Below are 17,060 nucleotides of genomic sequence, written 5' to 3' on the forward strand. Positions count from 1 at the left end.
TGTGCGGCACGTACGCGCTGTTACGAGTGCCGCGGCGCATGTGGATGCCGGTGCCGCTGCCGATCCCCAAGGAGTCAACGCATGAGCGAGCCCGCGAAAACGCAGCACGTGCTCGCCGCGAGCGCGACCGTCGAAGTGCCGTTTCACGACGTCGACGCGATGAACGTGTGCTGGCATGGCAATTATCTGAAGTACTTCGAGTTGGGCCGCGCGGCGCTGTTGCGCGCGTTCGACTACGACTATCGCGAGATGCGGGCGTCCGGCTATCTGTGGCCGATCGTCGAGGCGCATCTGAAGTACGTGCGGGCCGCCGTGTACGGACAGAAGATCGAAGTGCGCGCGCAACTGCTCGAATACGAAAACCGCCTGAAAATAGGCTATAAAATCGTCGATTGCGCATCGGGCGCGCGGCTCACGAAGGGCTATACGGTCCAGGTCGCCGTCGACGCCGCCACCGAGGAATTGCAGTTCGTGTCGCCGCCGGTCGTATTCGAAAAGCTGGAGCGCGTATGGGGACGGTGAACCGGTGCGCGCTGGGAGCGCTCGTGTTGCGGCTGGCGGGGGCGATCGTCGCAATCGGGGCGCTTGCATTGGCAGCGGCGTCGGCCGATGCGGCCACCGCCAGCAATACGGCTCCAGCCGCCAACGCCGCCAGCAACGCCAACGCCGCGCTCGTCTCGCAGATCGCCGCGCATCTTGCGCAGCCCAAGGGCGTACGCGCGCAATTCACGCAGACGCAGACGCTTGCCGCGATGAAGCAGCCGCTCGTCAGCAACGGCACCTTGCTGTTCTTCCGCGAGCGCGGCGTGATCTGGCGGATCGACACGCCGTACAAGGCCACCTACGTGATCACCGACGCTGGCGTCGCGCAGCTCGACGCCAGCGGCCGCCGCGTGAGCACGCATAGCGCGCAGGGCAGCCGCGGCGTCGCGCAAGTGTCGAAGATGATGCGCGCGATGCTCGGCGGCGATCTGTCGGCGCTGTACTCGCAGTTCGACGTGAGCGCCGAAGGCAGCGCCGCGCAATGGCGCATGCGACTCACGCCGAATCAACCGCAGCTCGCGCAATCGATCAAGGGCCTCGACATGAGCGGCGGCGATTATCTGCAACACCTGCGCATCACGCTCGCGAACGGCGACGTGACGAAGCTCGAGTTCGCGAACAGCACGGCCGTTGCCGAGCCGACGCCGGACGAGCGCAGCCTGTTCGGAGCGCCGTGATGGACATGCCGCAGCAGCGAACCGCGAAACATGCGTGGGGTGTGCGCGCCGCATGGCTCGTGCTCGCGCTGCTGGCGGCGCTGTATTGCGGCTGGCGCTTCGCCGGAGCGTCGCCGCTCGAAACCAATCTGCTCGCGCTGCTGCCCGCGACCGAAGCGGACCCGGTCGCCGAGAAAGCGGTCGACACGCTCGCGAGCGCGCTCGGCGATCGCACCGTGCTGCTCGTCACGAGCCGCGACGATGCGCACGCGAAAGCGGCCGCGAAGCAGCTGGGCGCGTCGCTGCAAAAGAGCGGCGCATTCGCATCGGTGACGGCCGAACTGCCGCCGTTCGACCTGTCGCAGATCTCGGCGCTGTATCTGCCATACCGCTTCGGCCTGCTCGCGCCGGCCGATCGCACCGCGCTCGCGACCGCGAGCGCGACGACGCTGCACGACATGCTCGCGCAGCGCATCTACAGCCCGCTGCAAGGCGGCCTCAGCACGCAGCTCGCCGACGATCCGTTCGGCTGGCTTGAACGCTGGCTCGGCAATCTGCCGCTCGCGACGTCGAATCTCGAAGTCGAGGACAACCTGCTGGTGTCGCATCGTCACGACGCGCATGGCGACATGACCAGCGTGCTGGTCATCGCGACCCTGCCGGGCTCCGCCTACGAAACGAAGACGCAGCGCGCGGTACACGCGGCGCTCGCCGATGCGCAAAGCGCGTTGCGTCGGACGTTCCCCGACGTATCGGTTGCACGCACGGGCGCCGTGTTCTACGCCGAGGCCGCGCGCAGCGCTTCCGAACGCGAGGTGCACGTGATCGGCATCGCGTCGCTCGCCGGCATCGCGCTGCTGATGATGTGGGTGTTCCGCTCGCCGCGTCTGTTGCTGCTCGGCTTCGTATCGACCGCGCTCGGCATCGTCTGCGCGCTCGCGGCGACGCTGCTGGTCTTCGGCAAGCTGCATCTGTTGACGCTCGTGTTCGGCGCGAGCCTGATCGGCGAGGCTGTCGATTACTCGATCCAGTATTTCGTCGTCTATCTCGGCGCGGGCCGCGACTGGGATGCGCGGCTCGGCGCGCGTAGCGTGCGGCCCGCGCTGGGCGTTGCGCTGGCGACGAGCCTGCTCGGCTACGCGATCCTGATGTGGGTGCCGTTCCCGGCGTTGAAGCAGATCGCGTGCTTCGCGATGGTGGGCATTACGACCGCGTTCGCGTCGGTACTGTGGCTGCTGCCCGCGCTGCTCACGCGCGCGCCGAAGCACAGCCCTCGGCGCCTGTTCGCGGGCGCGGCGCGGCTGCTCGCGCGCTGGCAGCATGCGCTCGGCGGCAAGCGCGCCTGGCTGGTCGCCGCGCTGCTGCTGATCGCGTCGGTGCCCGGCTGGCTGCGTCTGAGCAGCGACGACGACATCCATCTGCTGATCCAGCGCGATGCGTCGCTGGCCGCGCAGGAAGACACGGTGCGCGAGGCGGTCGGCGTCGATAACAGCGCGCAGTTTTTCGTCGTGCGCGGCGCGACCCAGGAAGCGGTGCTGCAACGCGCCGAAGCGCTCGGTGCGAAGCTCGATGCGCTGAACGGCAGCGCCGATAGCGTCGGCGGCTACCAGTCGGTCGCGCAGTTCGTGCCGTCCGCGCAACGTCAGCGCGAGGATCGCGCGCTGCTCGTGCAGCATGTGTTCGGCGACTTCGCCGCGTTGCGTGCGACGCTGCTGCAAGCGGGCTTCAAGGACGAAGTCGCCGATGCGTGGCTCGCCGGCTTCGCCAAGCCGCCCGCGCCGCTCACCGTCGAGCGCTGGCTCGCGGCGCCGTGGTCGCAGCCGTATCGGCATCTGTGGCTCGGCGCGGTGGGATCGAATGACGCGAATCGGGCGCATGACCAAAGCTACGCGGCCGTCGTGATCCCGCAAGGCGTGACGCCGCGCAACGAGCCCGCGCTGATCGCGCTCGCGCGCGGCCTGCCCGGCGTCGTGTTCGTCGATAAGGCCGCGAGCGTGTCGAGGCTGTTCGGCGCGTATCGCGTGGATAGCGGCTGGTGGCTCGGCGGCGCGCTCGTGCTCGTGTGCGCGCTGCTGATGCTGCGCTACGGGGCGCGCGGGGGTATCGCCACGACCTTGCCCGTGCTGTTCGCGGTCGGCGTCGCGCTGGCGGTGTTCGGCTACGCAGGCGTGCCGCTCAATCTGTTCAACTGGCTCGCGCTGATGCTGGTGCTTGGCGTCGGCGCAAACTATGCGGTGTTCCTGCGCGAAGGCTGCGCGCGCGCAGAGGCGGATCTCGGCGCGGTGTGGACCGGCGTGCTGCTGTCGGCGGCGACCACGTTGTTGTCGTTCGGCATGCTCGGCGTGAGCGCGATGCCCGCGCTCAAAAGCTTCGGCACCACGCTCGCGCTCGGCATCGCGGTGGCGGTGCTGCTCGCGCCTCTCGGCATGCCATCGGCAGCGCGCTCGGGCAAGTCATCGGAACCACGGAGGGCGGCATGAAAGCGCCAACAGTTTATTTGCATGCGCTAGGCATGATCAACGCGCTCGGCGGCGACGTCGACGAGATCGTGCCGGCGCTCGCCGCCGCGCGCTCGCCCGGCATGGGCAACGTGCATACCGGCATCGGCGACGCGTTCGTCGGCAGCGTGCTCGCGCCGCTCGACCTCGCGCCGCGCGCCGACCTCGCGCGCTACGACTGCCGCAACAACCGGCTGCTGCTCGCGGCGCTCGCGCAGATCGCGCCAGCGCTCGAAGCCGCGCGCGAGCGCTACGGCCCGCAGCGCATCGGCGTCGTGCTCGGCACCAGCACGTCGGGCATCGAGGCGGCCGAAACCGCGTTCGTCTATCACGCACGAGCCGGCGAGTTGCCGGCCAACTTCAACTATCGGCAGATGGAAATCGGCACCGCCGCGCCGTTCGCTGCCGCCGCGCTCGGCGTGCACGGGCCGGCGTTTACGATTTCGACCGCGTGTACGTCGAGCGCGAAGGCGTTCGCGTCGGCGCGTCGGCTGTTGCAATTGCAGCTATGCGATGCGGTTGTCGTCGGTGGTGTCGATTCGCTATGCGAATTGACGGTGCAGGGCTTTGCGTCGCTCGAATCGACCAGCAGCGCGCGCACCAATCCGATGAGCCGCAATCGCCGCGGCATCAACGTCGGCGAGGGCGCGGCCGTGTTCCTGATGAGCCGCGACGAAGCGGCGGTGCGGCTCGCGGGCCTCGGCGAATCGAGCGACGCGCATCATATTTCGGCGCCGGACCCGCAGGGCGTCGGTGGCGAACTCGCGCTTCGCGAAGCGCTCGCGGACGCGGGCATTGCGGCCTCGGCGATCGGCTATGTGAATCTGCACGCGACTGCCACGCGGAAGAACGACGAAATGGAAGCGCATCTGATGGCGCGCGTGTTCCCCGGCGGCGTCGCCGCGAGCGGCACCAAGCCGTTGACCGGCCACCAGCTCGGCGCGGCCGGCGCGACCGAACTCGGCTTCGCGTGGCTCACGCTCGCGCGCGAGAACGCGACGCTGCCGCCGCATCTATGGGACGGCGAGGCCGATCCCGCGCTGCCCGCGCTCGATCTCGTCGCGGGCGCGCGCCATCTGCCGCGCGGCACGGGCACGCAGTACGCGATGAGCAATTCGTTCGCGTTCGGCGGCAGCAATGTCAGCCTGATTCTCGCACGGTAAAGCGCATGACGACTCCGCCACTCACGGTCGAGCAACTCGTGCGTCAGCCGATCGAAGCGATCATCCCGCATCGCGGCAGCATGCTGCTGCTCGATGCGATCGACACGTTCGCCGACACCACGCTGAGCGCCTTCGCCAACGTCGACCCGCACGCATGGTATGCCGACGCCGCCGGCGCGATGCCCGCGTGGATCGGCATCGAGCTGATGGCGCAGGCGATCGCCGCGCACATCGCGCTCGTCGCGATGCGCGGCGGCGGCCACGCGCGTCCCGGCGTGCTGCTCGGCTCGCGCAGCTATCAGGCCTTGCAGCCGGTGTTCCAAAGCGGCGCGCGTTTGCGCGTTCACGTGAGCGAGCTGCTGCGCAGCGACGCAGGCCACAGTGCCTACGAATGCACGATCGACGACGGCGACGCGCGCTGTGCCGAAGCGGTGATCAAGGTGTTTCAACCGCCCGATTTCCAGTCATTCATCGAAGGGAGTATCAGTTCATGAGCCGGCGAGTTCTCGTTACCGGCGCAAGCCGCGGCATCGGCCGCGCGATTGCGTACAAGTTGGCCGCCGACGGGTTCGCCGTGACCGTGCATTGCCGCACCGGACGCAGCGAAGCCGACGCGGTCGCGACGGGCATCGCCGCGCAGGGCGGCACGGCGCGCGTGCTGCAATTCGACGTGCGCGAGCGTGCCGTGTGTCGCGAGGCGCTCGAAGCCGACGTCGCCGCGCACGGTCCTTACTACGGCATCGTGTGCAGCGCGGGGGTCACGCGCGACGCGGCGTTTCCGGCGCTCACCGGAGAAGACTGGGACGTCGTGATCGAAACCGGCCTCGATGCCTTCTACAACGTCGTGCATCCGCTGACGATGCCGATGGTGCGCGCGCGCCAGGGCGGCCGTATCGTCACGATCGCGTCGGTGTCGGGCGTGATGGGCAATCGCGGCCAGGTCAATTACAGCGCCGCGAAAGCGGGACTGATCGGCGCGACCAAGGCGCTCGCGGTCGAACTCGCGTCGCGCAACATCACCGTCAATTGCGTCGCGCCGGGGTTGATCGAAACCGGCATGCTCGAACAGGTGACGCTCGATCACGCGCTGAAGACCGTGCCGATGAACCGCGTCGGCCAGCCGGCCGAGGTCGCGTCGGTGGTGAGCTTTCTGATGTCGGATGGCGCATCGTATGTGACGCGCCAGGTGATCGGCGTGAACGGCGGGATGGTCTGATGAAGCGCGTCGTCATCACCGGCATGGGCGGCGTGACTGCGTTCGGCGATAGCTGGGACGCGGTTCAGGCGCGCCTGAAGCGCGGCGAGAACGCGGTGCGGCGCATGTCCGAGTGGGATTACTTCGAGTCGCTGCATACGCGGCTCGCGTGTCCGCTGCCCGGGTTCACGATCCCCGCGCATTACCCGCGCAAGAAAGTGCGTTCGATGGGCCCGGTGTCGCTGTACTCGGTGCGCGCGAGCGAACTCGCGCTCGCCGACGCGGGCCTCGCCGACGACACGCGCATCGCGGATGGCCGCATGGGCGTCGCGTACGGTTCGTCGTCGGGCTCGGTGCAGCCGATCCGCGCGTTCGGCACGATGCTCGAAACCGGCTTGATGAGCAACGTCACGTCGAACAGCTACGTGCAGATGATGCCGCACACGACGGCCGTCAACGTGAGCCTGTTCTGGGACCTCAAAGGCCGCATCATCCCGACCTCGTGCGCGTGCGCGTCGGGCAGCCAGGCGATCGGCTATGCGTACGAGGCGATCCAGTCCGGCAAACAGACGCTGATGCTCGCGGGCGGCGCGGAAGAGCTGTCGGGTCCCGCGGTCGCCGTGTTCGACACGCTGTACGCGACCAGCACGCGCAACGACGAGCCGCATCTGACGCCGCGTCCGTTCGATGCCGCGCGCGACGGCCTCGTGGTCGGCGAGGGCGCGGCGACGCTCGTCCTCGAAGAATACGAGCATGCGCTGGCGCGCGGCGCGCGGATTCACGCGGAAGTGGTCGGCTTCGGCTGCAACTCGGACGGCGCGCACATGACGCAGCCCACCGCCGACACGATGGCGCTCGCGATGCAACTCGCGCTGCGCGACGCGCAATTGCCGCCCGAAGCGATTGCCTACGTGAACGCGCACGGTACGTCGACCGATCGCGGCGACATCGCCGAAAGCCATGCGACCGCGCAGACCTTCGGCGCGCACATGCCGATCAGCTCGCTGAAAAGCTATGTGGGCCATACGCTGGGCGCGTGCGGCGCGATCGAGGCGTGGTGGACGATCGAGATGATGAAGCGCAACTGGTACGTGCCCACCCTGAATCTCGACCACCTCGATCCGGCTTGCGCGCCGCTGGATTACATCGTCGGCGGCGCGCGCGAGATCGACGCCGAGTACGTGATGAGCAACAACTTCGCGTTCGGCGGCATCAACACGTCGCTGATTTTCCGGCGCGTTCGATGAGCACAGGCCTGCAACGCGTGGTCGTGACCGGCATGGGCATCGTGTCGTGTCTCGGCAATACGCTCGACCAGGTCTGCGCGGCGTTGCGCGTGGGGTACTCGCGAATCGAGCGTATCGATGCGTGGCGCGAGCGCGGGCTTGCATCGCAAGTCGCGGGCGTGGCGTCGGTCGCGCACGAGGCGCCGTTCGAGCGCAAGCTCGAACGCTTCATGGGCGACACCGCGCGCTTTGCGTGCCACGCGGCGCGACGCGCGATCGACGATGCAAGGCTCGACCTCGCTTCATTGCAGTCGCCGCGCGCGGGTGTCGTGATCGGCTCGGGCGTCGGCACGATGGCGAGCTACGACGCGGCGCTCGCGATCGCGCAAACGCGCGGCGTCGACAAGGTGCCGCCGTACACGGTGCCGCATACGATGAGCAGCACCGCGTCGGCGAACGTCGCGCAGATGTTCGGGCTCGAAGGCGTCAGCTATTCGCCGTCATCGGCATGCACGACGTCGGCGCTCGCGATCGGGCAGGCCATGCAGCTGATCCAGACCGGCCGCCAGCAGATCGTGCTCGCGGGCGGCAGCGAAGCGCTGCACGACAACACGACGCTGATGTTCGACGCGATGGGCGCGCTGTCGCGCCGCTTCAACGACACGCCCCACAGTGCATCGCGGCCGTACGACACGCAGCGCGATGGCTTCGTGATCGCATCGGGCGGCGGCGTGCTCGTGCTCGAAGCGCTCGATCATGCGCTCGCGCGCGGCGCGCGCATCTACGCGGAGCTGAGCGGCTTCGGCGATTGCACCGATCGCGCGGGCATGGTCGCGCCGCGTGCGGCCGGCATCGCGCGCGCGATGCGCGGCGCGCTCGAGCAGGCGGGCCGGCGCCCCGACTACGTGAACACGCATGCGCCGTCCACACCGCTCGGCGATCTCGAAGAGCTGCACGCGTTGCGCGACGTGTTCGGTGCATCGGCGCAAGGGTTGCCCGCGTTTTCGTCGACCAAGGGCATGACCGGGCATTCGCTCGGCGCGTGCGGCGCGCACGAAGCGATCTATACGCTGTTGATGATGCGTGAGGGCTTCATCGCGGCGACCGCGCTGGTCGATACGCCGGAGCCGCAAGTGCGGGACATGCCACTCGTGCGCTTGCCGCGCGACGCGCGCATCGACACGGCGATGTCGGTTTCTTTCGGGTTCGGCGGGAGCTGCGCGAGCCTGATGTTCGAAGCGTGGCGAGGCTCGCATACGGCGCGGCAACGCACGCAAACCGTTGGAGGAGTGATTTGAACAGCGATTCTTCAAAGCGGACCGTGGTCGACGTCGCGATCATCGGTGCGGGTCCCGCCGGCGCGGTGGCCGCCGCGCTGCTGCGTAAGGCGGGCCGCTCGGTGCTGGTGCTGGAGCGTCAGCACTTTCCGCGCTTCTCGATCGGCGAGAGCCTGTTGCCGCAAAGCATGGCGTACCTCGAAGAGGCCGGCATGCTGCAGGCCGTCGTCGAGGCGGGCTTCCAGTACAAGAACGGCGCGCACTTCGTATATCGCGAGCTTAGCTCGTCGTTCGACTTTCGCGACAAGCATTCGCCGGGCTGGGGCACCACGTACCAGGTCGAGCGCGCGCTGTTCGACGACGTGCTGATTCGCTGCGCGGCCGCGCAGGGTGCCGACGTGCGGTTCGGCCACACCGTGAGCGCGGTGCGCACGGGCGCGGCACCGGTGCTCGACGTCGTCGATGAAAGTGCCGGCGCGTATCGGGTCGAAGCGCGTTTCGTGCTCGATGCGAGCGGCTTCGGGCGCGTGCTGCCGCGCCTGCTGAAGCTGGAGGCGCCGACGCGCATGCCGACGCGCGCCGCATTGTTCACGCACGTGCGCGACGGGCTCGCGCTCGACGACATCGATCGCAACAAGATCTGCATCGCCACGCATCCCGAGCGTCGCGACGTGTGGTTCTGGATGATTCCGCTCGCGGGCGGCCGTTCTTCGGTGGGATGTGTCGCCGAGGCGAGTTTTCTCGAGGTGCCCGAAACACAGCGCGAGGCGGCGCTGCGCGCGCTGATCCGGCAGGAGCCGACGCTGAACCGGCTGATCGGGCAGGCGCCATTCCTGATGCCGGTGCGGCAGATCGGCGGCTACGCAGCGAATGTCGCGAGTCTGCATGGGCCGGGCTATGCGCTGCTCGGCAATGCGGGCGAGTTTCTCGATCCGGTGTTTTCGTCGGGCGTGACGATCGCGCTGCGCTCCGCGCATCTGGCGGCGCGCGCGCTGAACCGGCAGCTCGACGGCGCGACGGTCGACTGGTCAGCCGATTACGACGTGCCGTTGCGCAAGGGCATCGATACGTTCCGCGCATTCGTCGAGCGCTGGTACACGGGCGAGCTGCAGGACATCATCTACTACCCGGAACAGGTGACGCCGATCCGCCGCATGATCTGCGCGGTGCTCGCCGGTTACGCGTGGGACGAGTCGAATCCGTATGTCGCGGATCCGGTGCGGCGCCTCAACGCGTTGCACGAGGTGTGCAAGGCGGGCTGAGGTGGGCCTCCGCTTTGGGCGTGTCCCAGGGGATCGAGGGCAGTTGAGGTTTTGGGCTGTCGCCCATATACGGACAACCCCGAGCACGGTATCTATCTGGATGCTGCCAATCCGGGCAGCAACTTCAAATAGATCGTCGACACGCCTATGTCCTTGTCCGTATTTGAAATGCACTCCGTGGAGCTGCGCTGTCAAAGGCCCCTTGGTGCCTGTTATGTCATTTGCGATGAGCGGCACTAGAAGGCGTGCCTCGGAAGGGCCGCAGACCTTCAGAAGGCCAAGGCGGAGACCCAGGAATTTCTCATGAAACTTAAACCGTATCTTTGCAGGGGCACGTAAGCATGTCTTTGCACCTGAGAACCTCCTCGTAGGTGCTTTGGCGTAGCGCTGCATCCCGCAAAAACCGCCATTCCATTGGCGAGCAGGAAAAGGCCTGGCTATGCAAACCTTTGAAAACACACAACGCGTTGATGCCGGCAAGCGCTGCCTGCAGGCTCAATGACTAAGCGAACCGGTCAATATACCGATGCCATATCCGGCGGTCGGTGCTTGAAACGTCGGTGCACCCAGTAATACTGCTCGGGAAATTTGACGACCTGTTCCTCAAGGAACGCATTCATGCGGCGCGCGTCGTCCACATCACTCTCCGATGGGAAGTCCGCGAGCGGCTCGAAAATCGTCAACTTATACCCTTGATAATTCGGGAGTACCTCAGTCACGAAGGGAACAACCCGCGCGCGACCCAGTCTCGCGAGCCGCGAAACGGCTGTGAGCGTGCAGGCGGGAACGCCGAAGAATGGGACAAAAACAGAGTTGTGAACGCCCTGGTCCATATCCGCCGCGAGCATGACTGGTTTGCCGGAACGCAACAATCCCACTATCTTTCTGGCACTTGTCGCGCGCTCGATCATCTCTGCTCCGAATCTGCCGCGTTGCCGCTTGGCCAGGTCGCATAGGGCTGTGCTTGACATGCGCGTATACAGTGAGGCGACGGGGAGGTGTGTCGAGTAGAGCATGCAGCCGACCTCAATGGCCACAAAGTGAAAACCCATGAAGATGGTGGGCGGGGCTGCATCGTCATCGAGATCAATTTTGCTTTCAATCTGGACGAGATCCCGGATCGACTGCGCACTGCCAAACCACTGGATGCCTCGCTCGAGATAGCTGCGAACAACGTGGCGGAAGTGAGCTCTTGCGAGCTTCTGATGTTCGCGGCTAGTCTTCTCGGGAAAGCAAAGACACAAGTTCACCAGGACGATATGCTTGCGGCGGCTCGGAAGCGCATACAACGCAGTGCCGACAACCATCCCGAGCCTTGCGACGAATTTGTAAGGAAGTACGGAAAGCGTGCGTAGCAACGCCACGATGAGCGCAAGACCGAGGCGTTTCAAAGACTGTCCCCTATGGGTGGTGAAGTTTGGAAAGCGAAGTCAAACGCCAAGCAGGCGACCTTTCTGCTCATCACTGCTTCATGGGAATGTTTTCGCTCTCGATGTCAGCCGTGCACTATACAGTCCAAGCGCGATCACCGGGTTACCGGTGACGACTCGCGAACTTACCGGGTGTAACAGGCGGCTTAGGTGCGACTTACCCCAACGATTCTGGTCGTGAGTAATCGTCGCTTGCATCGACGACGCTGTTCCACGACTCAAAGGGGATCCTGCTGGCGGCGGCTATGCGAACGGCACTTCCACGCAGAAGGGGGACCTCCGTTCTGCAAAACAGTGCGCGGCGGCTTCGGGCCGGTCTATGCCTACCGCATCAGGCTCAGGTCGGCCAATTTGAGACGTTCGATACCTCGCCGAAGATCGTGAACAATCAATGGTGAACGCGTGATTTACGTCAGCCCTTCAAACTGGCGCATGACCCCGAGATGGACCTGCCCTCGCGGCGACCGGTGCGAGACCAAGCACAACCACAAGGAATCCGACCTGGGCTAAATAAAACGGCGCAAGCCATTGGTCGTTCGCCGCGACATAGTACGTGTTATGGATCACGTCGCTTACCATGATCGCGATAGTTAACCGGATTCCCGTCCTCGGTTTAATGAACAACAGCACGGCGGCGAGGGGATCAAGAATAGTCAGCATGGCCCAATATAGCCGACTGGTAAAGGCAATCTTGCTTCCGTAGCCATAGTCCCAAAGCACACCGTGCTCCAGAATTGCACGAGCATGATTGAAGGTCGCAGCAAGAAGGCATACCGCGAACAGAGCGCGAATGGCAAAGGCTGCACGGAGCATGCTGGTTCTGATAGAAAGAATTTTCGCTCAGCGTACCAGACCGAAATTGTTGGCCACTATTGCGGAGGCCCGTGCCGCGTCGTCTTATGCAAGACGCATTGGCCAGCAGTCGGCCATGAACGGTCATCCGGGAATACTCACTGAAAGCGGTCATTCGACGGTATTGACCTGCGCAGCCACGAGACGCTAGGATTGTCCCCATGCTTAGTCTCAACAAATACCTCTCTTCGCTGGTCCGTGCATGTTGTCAGAACGTGCCGGGGGGAAGCTGCGCTTAGCGATCTAGCTACACGCTGAATCAACCACCTTCTGGCCGCCCGTTGCAAAACCGGCGGCCTTTTTGTTTTGGCCCAACACCTTCTGGACAGAGGAACTCGATGCCGCTTGCACTGTATGACACCTGGTCGCGTACCGTGCGCCCGTTCACATCAATCCACGCCGGGGTGGTCGGCATGTATTGCTGCGGTCCCACTGTCTATGACTATGCCCATATCGGCAATCTGAGAACCTACGTGTTCGAGGACGTCCTGCGCCGCGCACTAATACGCAACGGATACGAGGTCCGCCACGTCGTCAACATCACGGACGTCGGTCACCTGACTTCGGATGCAGACGAAGGCGAGGACAAGATGGAAAGAGGCAGCCGGCGGGCCGGAGAATCAGCATGGGCTATCGCGCAACGCTACACCGAGGCCTTCTTCGCTGACTGGCGCGCGCTTCATCTGCTGGAGCCGACGGTATGGTGCCGTGCTACCGATCACATCACCGAGCAGATTGGGTTCATCGGCGAACTGGAACGAGCCGGGTACGTCTATCGGACCAGTGACGGTTTGTATTTCGACACCAGCAAGCAGGAAGATTACGGGTTCCTCGCCAGGCTCGATCGCGCCGGCCTTCAGGCGGGCAAGCGCGTCGCTGTGGGCAACAAGAAAAACATGACGGATTTTGCGTTGTGGAAGTTCAGTGCGGCCGGTATCAAGCGTCAGATGGAATGGGATAGCCCATGGGGACGCGGATTTCCAGGCTGGCATATCGAGTGCTCGGCGATGTCAGCGAAATATCTTGGCAACTGGTTCGATCTTCACTGCGGTGGCGAGGATCATATCGCCGTCCATCACAGCAACGAGATTGCACAAACTCAGGCGGCCCACGGCACACGGCTAGCGAATTTCTGGATGCACGGACATTTCCTGACGCTCGATGCCAATGCAAAGATGTCAAAATCGAACGGCGATTTCATTCGCCTGCAGACTCTCCAGAACAATGGTATCGATGCGCTCGCTTACCGTTACCTGTGCCTGACGGCCCACTATCGAAGCAAGCTGCATTTCAGTTGGGCATCGCTTGATGCAGCGCAGACAGCCTTGAACCGGCTACGCCAACTCTACTCGGCTGGGCCAGACGGTGGCCGCATCGATCCGGATTTCGCCGCGCGCTTCGACGCCGAAGTGAACGACGACCTGAACCTGCCGCGAGCGCTGGCCGTGCTTTGGGAACTGGTCAAAAGTCCTCTGCCTCCGGCGAATGTGCGAGCGACCCTCGACAGCTTTGATTTGGTGCTAGGTCTCGGGCTAAGCGACTGGAAACCGGTTGCGTTCGAAATTCCAGAAGACATCAGCAAGCTACTCAAGGAGCGCGAGCAGGCTAGAGCCGAAAGGGAATGGTCGAAGGCCGATGACATACGAGACACGTTAAACGCCCGAGGCTGGAGAGTCGAGGACAGCAAAGAAGGGCAACGCCTTATCGGAATCACCACGGACACGACAGATATTGGGAATGAGTGATTACTGCATTGGCGCCAAACTGAGTGTCCGGTCTGCATAAGTTCGACTGACCGTTCAGGGACGAACAGGGACCTTCAAAAGTAGCGTCCAGATGCAACAAAGCCGACTGGACGCCGGCTCTGTTGTAAAGGATACGCTTGCACTTTGTGGGTAGAGCATACTTCCATAGGACAAGCCACCATGACCATCACAGATGCACTGGAACAGTTCGGCGGTTTTCATGACTGGTACCTGGATGCGATTGCGACCAGCAAGGAAGGTGGCGCCAATACACCAAACGTACTAACACTTGGGTTGTACGAGGAGAGCCGGCGCGCGACCGTTACCTTTCTTGGAGTGACGCGCGCGAGCATCATTGACGGTGGATTGTTGAACATCGTCAATTCGATTGAGGTGTTGAAACCCGGTGATGAGGCATACGCCGCGGCAATCGAGGTACTCAAGAAATCCGCGCATTTTGGAAAGCCCCGTGCCGACCATATCGCATACGTTTTCTCAACAGTTGGCGCTGAGATTGCCGTCGAATTTGAGACGCTCGAAATTGACACTGAATAGCCAATTTGTGAGCACTCGCGGACCAAGACGCGCACTAGCGTTTCTGCTGCAACTGGGGCGTCTCAACCGAAGCTGGTGTCAAGCCGCTATCTTCGCGCGCCCCGGCACGCGCTGGCGCGCGTCGTCGCGGCGATGCACGCACTTGCCGGCCGCATACGTTTCATACACGGCGCGATCGTCACCGAGCAGCGCGAATGCGAACAGCAGCTCCTCGAGCGATTCGCGCCGCGCGGTGCGGCGCGCGAGCAGCGGCGTCGCCTGCGGATCGAGCACGACGAAGTCCGCTTCCGAGCCGTCCCTCAGCGTGCCGATCCTGTCGCCGAGATCGAGCGCTTCGGCCGCGCCGGCGGTCGCGAGATAGAACATGCGCGTCGCCGTCAGATGATGGCCGCCGAGGCGCGCGACCTTGTGCGCTTCGTTCATCGTCTGCAGCATCGAGAACGACGTGCCGCCGCCGACGTCGGTCGCGAGCGCGATCGGCATGCCGGCCGAGTCGGCCTTGTCGAAGTCGAACAGGCCGCTGCCGAGGAACAGGTTCGAGGTCGGGCAGTGCGACGCGAGCGCGCCGGTTTGCGCCATGCGCCTGCGGTCCTCGTCGTCGAGGTAGATGCAATGGCCGTACACCGCGCGACGGCGCAAGAGCCCATAGTGATCGTAGATGTCGAGATAGCTGCGGTGGCCGGGGAACAGCTCGGCGACCCATTTCACCTCGTCGGTGTTCTCGGCCACGTGGCTCTGAACGAACACGTCCGGATGCAGCCGCGCGAGCGCGCCGCATGCTTCGAGCTGCGCCTCGGTCGAGGTCGGCGCGAAGCGCGGCGTCAGCGCGTACATCTGGCGGCCGCGATCGTGCCAGCGGCCGATCAGCTCGGCGCTGTCGTCGTAGCCCGATTGCGCGGTGTCGCGCAGGAACGCGGGGCAGTGGCGGTCCATCAGCACCTTGCCCGCGACCATGCGCAGATTGCGCGCTTCGCTCTCGGCGAAGAGGGCGTCGGCGGATTCCTTGTGCACCGTGCAGTACACGAGCGCGGTCGTCGTGCCGCAGGCGAGCAGTTCGTCGAGGAAAAAGCTCGCCGTGTCGCGGGCGTGCGCGATGTCGGCGAAGCGGCGCTCGGTTGGGAACGTGTACGTGTCGAGCCACGGCAGCAGACCCGGCGCCGGCGACGCGATCATGTCGGTCTGCGGATAGTGGATGTGGGTATCGATGAAGCCCGGCACGATCAGCTTGTCGCGCCGCTCCACGACCGGCGTGCCGGGCGCGAGCCGCGACGCGAGCGCCGCATACGCGTCGGCCGCGACGACGCGGCCGTCTTCCACGATCAGGAGACCGTCCTCGTGAAACACCACGGCGTTCGGCGCGTGCGCCGGATCGCCGTTGAAGGTCAGCAGAGGGGCGCGGAATGCCGCTTGCGCCGCTTGCGCGGTATGAGCCGATTCAGTCATGGAAAAGCTGTCTCCGAATGTTGAAAGCTGGGCGGCGCAGGCAGCGGCCGCGGCTTCCCGGTTCGGGTCGTTGCCGTTTGCCCGAACGAAGCGAAGCCGCCGGCCGCCGACGTCGGTCGAGGCCCGTCAGTTGAAATCCGTCGGCGCGCGGCTCAGTGCCGCCACTCAGTGCCGCCAATACGCGTCGAGCTTACCGATCAGCATCGCGCGTTCCTCGGGCGTCACGAACGACGCCTCGAAGCCGTTGCGGATGATCGTGTAGACCTCGGCGTCGTCGAGCTTCAGCGCGTCGATCGTCGCCAGATAGTTCGCGTTCACGTAGCCGCCGAAATAGGCCGGATCGTCGGAATTGACGGTCACCGCGACGCCGCGATCGAGCAGGTCTTTCAGCGTGTGCCTGGTCAGGTCGTCGAACACGCACAGCTTCAGGTTCGACAGCGGGCACACGGTCAGCGCGACGCGCGTATCGGCGAGACGCGTGACGAGCGCCGGGTCCTCGATGCTGCGCACGCCGTGATCGACGCGGTCGACCTTCAGCACGTCGAGCGCTTCGTAGATGTAGGACGGCGGGCCTTCCTCGCCCGCATGCGCGACGAGCTTCAGACCGAGCGCGCGCGCCTTCGCGAACACGCGCTCGAACTTCGACGGCGGATGGCCGCGTTCCGACGAATCGAGCCCCACGCCGATCAGCCGATGCTCGTACTGCTCGAACAGCGGCAGCGCTTCGTCGAAGGTGGCGAGCGCATCGTCCTCGGACAGATGGCGCAGGAAACACAGGATCAGCTTGCTCGACATGCCGCGCTTCTCCGCGTCGGCGAGCGCGCGTTCGATGCCGGCCACGACGGTCGCGATCCGCACGCCGCGCTCAGTATGCGTCTGCGGGTCGAAGAAGATTTCGCTATGCACGACGTTGTCGGCGAGACAGCGCTCGACGTAGGCCATCGTCATGTCGTAGAAGTCCTGCTCGTGCAGCAGCACGCTCGCGCCCGCGTAGTAGATGTCGAGGAACGATTGCAGGTCGGTGAACGCATAGGCGGCGCGCAAGGCTTCCACCGAGTCGTAGGCGAGCTTCACGCCGTTGCGTTGCGCGAGCGCGAAAATCAGCTCGGGTTCGAGCGAGCCTTCGATGTGGATATGCAGCTCGGCCTTCGGTGCGCGCGCGGTTTTGTCGGCGAGCGTAACGGAGGAAACAGGGGTAGCGGTTGTCGGGTTCAT

At 64.9% G+C, this 17,060-nt stretch carries 15 protein-coding genes; 11 read left to right on the forward strand and 4 right to left on the reverse strand.

Annotation, left to right across the window (positions count from 1 at the left end):
• Positions 1-81 precede the first annotated feature (81 nt).
• Genes HDG33_RS13040 through HDG33_RS13080 form a run of 9 tightly spaced genes read left to right on the forward strand, consistent with a single transcriptional unit; the run spans position 82 to position 9,820 of the window.
• Positions 82-522 carry a thioesterase family protein gene (locus tag HDG33_RS13040; protein ID WP_184027470.1) on the forward strand — a complete coding sequence of 147 codons (441 nt, stop codon included), beginning with the start codon at positions 82-84 and terminating at the stop codon, positions 520-522.
• Positions 510-1,220, forward strand: coding sequence for an outer membrane lipoprotein carrier protein LolA (locus HDG33_RS13045; RefSeq protein ID WP_184027480.1), 711 nt, complete (start codon positions 510-512; stop codon positions 1,218-1,220). The genes HDG33_RS13040 and HDG33_RS13045 overlap by 13 nt, the downstream gene beginning before the upstream one ends.
• Positions 1,220-3,679, forward strand: a complete 2,460-nt coding sequence (locus HDG33_RS13050) for an MMPL family transporter (RefSeq protein ID WP_184027508.1) — start codon at positions 1,220-1,222, stop codon at positions 3,677-3,679. Before HDG33_RS13045 ends, HDG33_RS13050 begins: the two co-directional genes overlap by 1 nt.
• On the forward strand, positions 3,676-4,860 hold the full coding sequence (locus tag HDG33_RS13055) for a beta-ketoacyl-[acyl-carrier-protein] synthase family protein (protein ID WP_184027519.1): 1,185 nt from the start codon (positions 3,676-3,678) through the stop codon (positions 4,858-4,860). The genes HDG33_RS13050 and HDG33_RS13055 overlap by 4 nt, the downstream gene beginning before the upstream one ends.
• A gap of 5 nt (positions 4,861-4,865) precedes the next feature.
• Positions 4,866-5,354: a hotdog family protein gene (locus HDG33_RS13060; protein ID WP_184027524.1), complete on the forward strand. Its 489-nt coding sequence runs from the start codon at positions 4,866-4,868 to the stop codon at positions 5,352-5,354.
• On the forward strand, positions 5,351-6,076 hold the full coding sequence (locus HDG33_RS13065) for a 3-ketoacyl-ACP reductase FabG2 (RefSeq protein ID WP_090801376.1): 726 nt from the start codon (positions 5,351-5,353) through the stop codon (positions 6,074-6,076). Before HDG33_RS13060 ends, HDG33_RS13065 begins: the two co-directional genes overlap by 4 nt.
• Positions 6,076-7,302 (forward strand): beta-ketoacyl-ACP synthase, encoded by a 1,227-nt coding sequence (locus HDG33_RS13070; protein ID WP_184027527.1) that lies wholly within the window; start codon positions 6,076-6,078, stop codon positions 7,300-7,302. Before HDG33_RS13065 ends, HDG33_RS13070 begins: the two co-directional genes overlap by 1 nt.
• Positions 7,299-8,579, forward strand: coding sequence for a beta-ketoacyl synthase (locus HDG33_RS13075; protein ID WP_184027530.1), 1,281 nt, complete (start codon positions 7,299-7,301; stop codon positions 8,577-8,579). Before HDG33_RS13070 ends, HDG33_RS13075 begins: the two co-directional genes overlap by 4 nt.
• Positions 8,576-9,820 (forward strand): NAD(P)/FAD-dependent oxidoreductase, encoded by a 1,245-nt coding sequence (locus tag HDG33_RS13080; protein WP_184027533.1) that lies wholly within the window; start codon positions 8,576-8,578, stop codon positions 9,818-9,820. Before HDG33_RS13075 ends, HDG33_RS13080 begins: the two co-directional genes overlap by 4 nt.
• A 515-nt stretch (positions 9,821-10,335) precedes the next feature.
• On the opposite strand, the gene HDG33_RS13085 is transcribed toward HDG33_RS13080, so the two are convergent.
• A complete protein-coding gene (locus tag HDG33_RS13085) occupies positions 10,336-11,211 on the reverse strand; it encodes a lipid A biosynthesis lauroyl acyltransferase (protein WP_184027537.1) in 876 nt (291 codons plus the stop codon).
• 459 nt (positions 11,212-11,670) lie between these two features.
• Positions 11,671-12,063, reverse strand: coding sequence for a hypothetical protein (locus HDG33_RS13090; RefSeq protein ID WP_184027540.1), 393 nt, complete (start codon positions 12,061-12,063; stop codon positions 11,671-11,673).
• Between the two features lie 377 nt (positions 12,064-12,440).
• Between HDG33_RS13090 and cysS the strand changes: the two genes are divergently transcribed.
• Together cysS and HDG33_RS13100 are read left to right on the forward strand one after the other, a co-directional pair.
• On the forward strand, positions 12,441-13,847 hold the full coding sequence (cysS, locus tag HDG33_RS13095) for a cysteine--tRNA ligase (RefSeq protein WP_184027543.1): 1,407 nt from the start codon (positions 12,441-12,443) through the stop codon (positions 13,845-13,847).
• 180 nt (positions 13,848-14,027) lie between these two features.
• Positions 14,028-14,402 carry a hypothetical protein gene (locus HDG33_RS13100; protein WP_184027546.1) on the forward strand — a complete coding sequence of 125 codons (375 nt, stop codon included), beginning with the start codon at positions 14,028-14,030 and terminating at the stop codon, positions 14,400-14,402.
• A 78-nt stretch (positions 14,403-14,480) separates the two neighbouring features.
• Here HDG33_RS13100 and guaD read toward each other — a convergent pair whose 3' ends face one another.
• Positions 14,481-15,845: a guanine deaminase gene (guaD, locus tag HDG33_RS13105; protein ID WP_184027570.1), complete on the reverse strand. Its 1,365-nt coding sequence runs from the start codon at positions 15,843-15,845 to the stop codon at positions 14,481-14,483.
• A gap of 165 nt (positions 15,846-16,010) precedes the next feature.
• Complete coding sequence (locus HDG33_RS13110; RefSeq protein WP_184027573.1) at positions 16,011-17,060, reverse strand: adenosine deaminase; 1,050 nt, start codon at positions 17,058-17,060, stop codon at positions 16,011-16,013.

The sequence above is a fragment of the Paraburkholderia sp. Cpub6 genome, assembly GCF_014201065.1.
In the GTDB taxonomy this organism is placed as follows: Bacteria; Pseudomonadota; Gammaproteobacteria; order Burkholderiales; family Burkholderiaceae; genus Paraburkholderia; species Paraburkholderia tuberum.

Coding starts and splice junctions, on each gene's coding strand:
- HDG33_RS13040 (WP_184027470.1), top strand. CDS start 82: ATGAGCGAGCCCGCGAAAACGCAGCACGTGCTCGCCGCGAGCGCGACC.
- HDG33_RS13045 (WP_184027480.1), top strand. CDS start 510: ATGGGGACGGTGAACCGGTGCGCGCTGGGAGCGCTCGTGTTGCGGCTG.
- HDG33_RS13050 (WP_184027508.1), top strand. CDS start 1,220: ATGGACATGCCGCAGCAGCGAACCGCGAAACATGCGTGGGGTGTGCGC.
- HDG33_RS13055 (WP_184027519.1), top strand. CDS start 3,676: ATGAAAGCGCCAACAGTTTATTTGCATGCGCTAGGCATGATCAACGCG.
- HDG33_RS13060 (WP_184027524.1), top strand. CDS start 4,866: ATGACGACTCCGCCACTCACGGTCGAGCAACTCGTGCGTCAGCCGATC.
- HDG33_RS13065 (WP_090801376.1), top strand. CDS start 5,351: ATGAGCCGGCGAGTTCTCGTTACCGGCGCAAGCCGCGGCATCGGCCGC.
- HDG33_RS13070 (WP_184027527.1), top strand. CDS start 6,076: ATGAAGCGCGTCGTCATCACCGGCATGGGCGGCGTGACTGCGTTCGGC.
- HDG33_RS13075 (WP_184027530.1), top strand. CDS start 7,299: ATGAGCACAGGCCTGCAACGCGTGGTCGTGACCGGCATGGGCATCGTG.
- HDG33_RS13090 (WP_184027540.1), bottom strand. CDS start 12,063: ATGCTCCGTGCAGCCTTTGCCATTCGCGCTCTGTTCGCGGTATGCCTT.
- cysS (WP_184027543.1), top strand. CDS start 12,441: ATGCCGCTTGCACTGTATGACACCTGGTCGCGTACCGTGCGCCCGTTC.
- HDG33_RS13100 (WP_184027546.1), top strand. CDS start 14,028: ATGACCATCACAGATGCACTGGAACAGTTCGGCGGTTTTCATGACTGG.
- guaD (WP_184027570.1), bottom strand. CDS start 15,845: ATGACTGAATCGGCTCATACCGCGCAAGCGGCGCAAGCGGCATTCCGC.
- HDG33_RS13110 (WP_184027573.1), bottom strand. CDS start 17,060: ATGAACCCGACAACCGCTACCCCTGTTTCCTCCGTTACGCTCGCCGAC.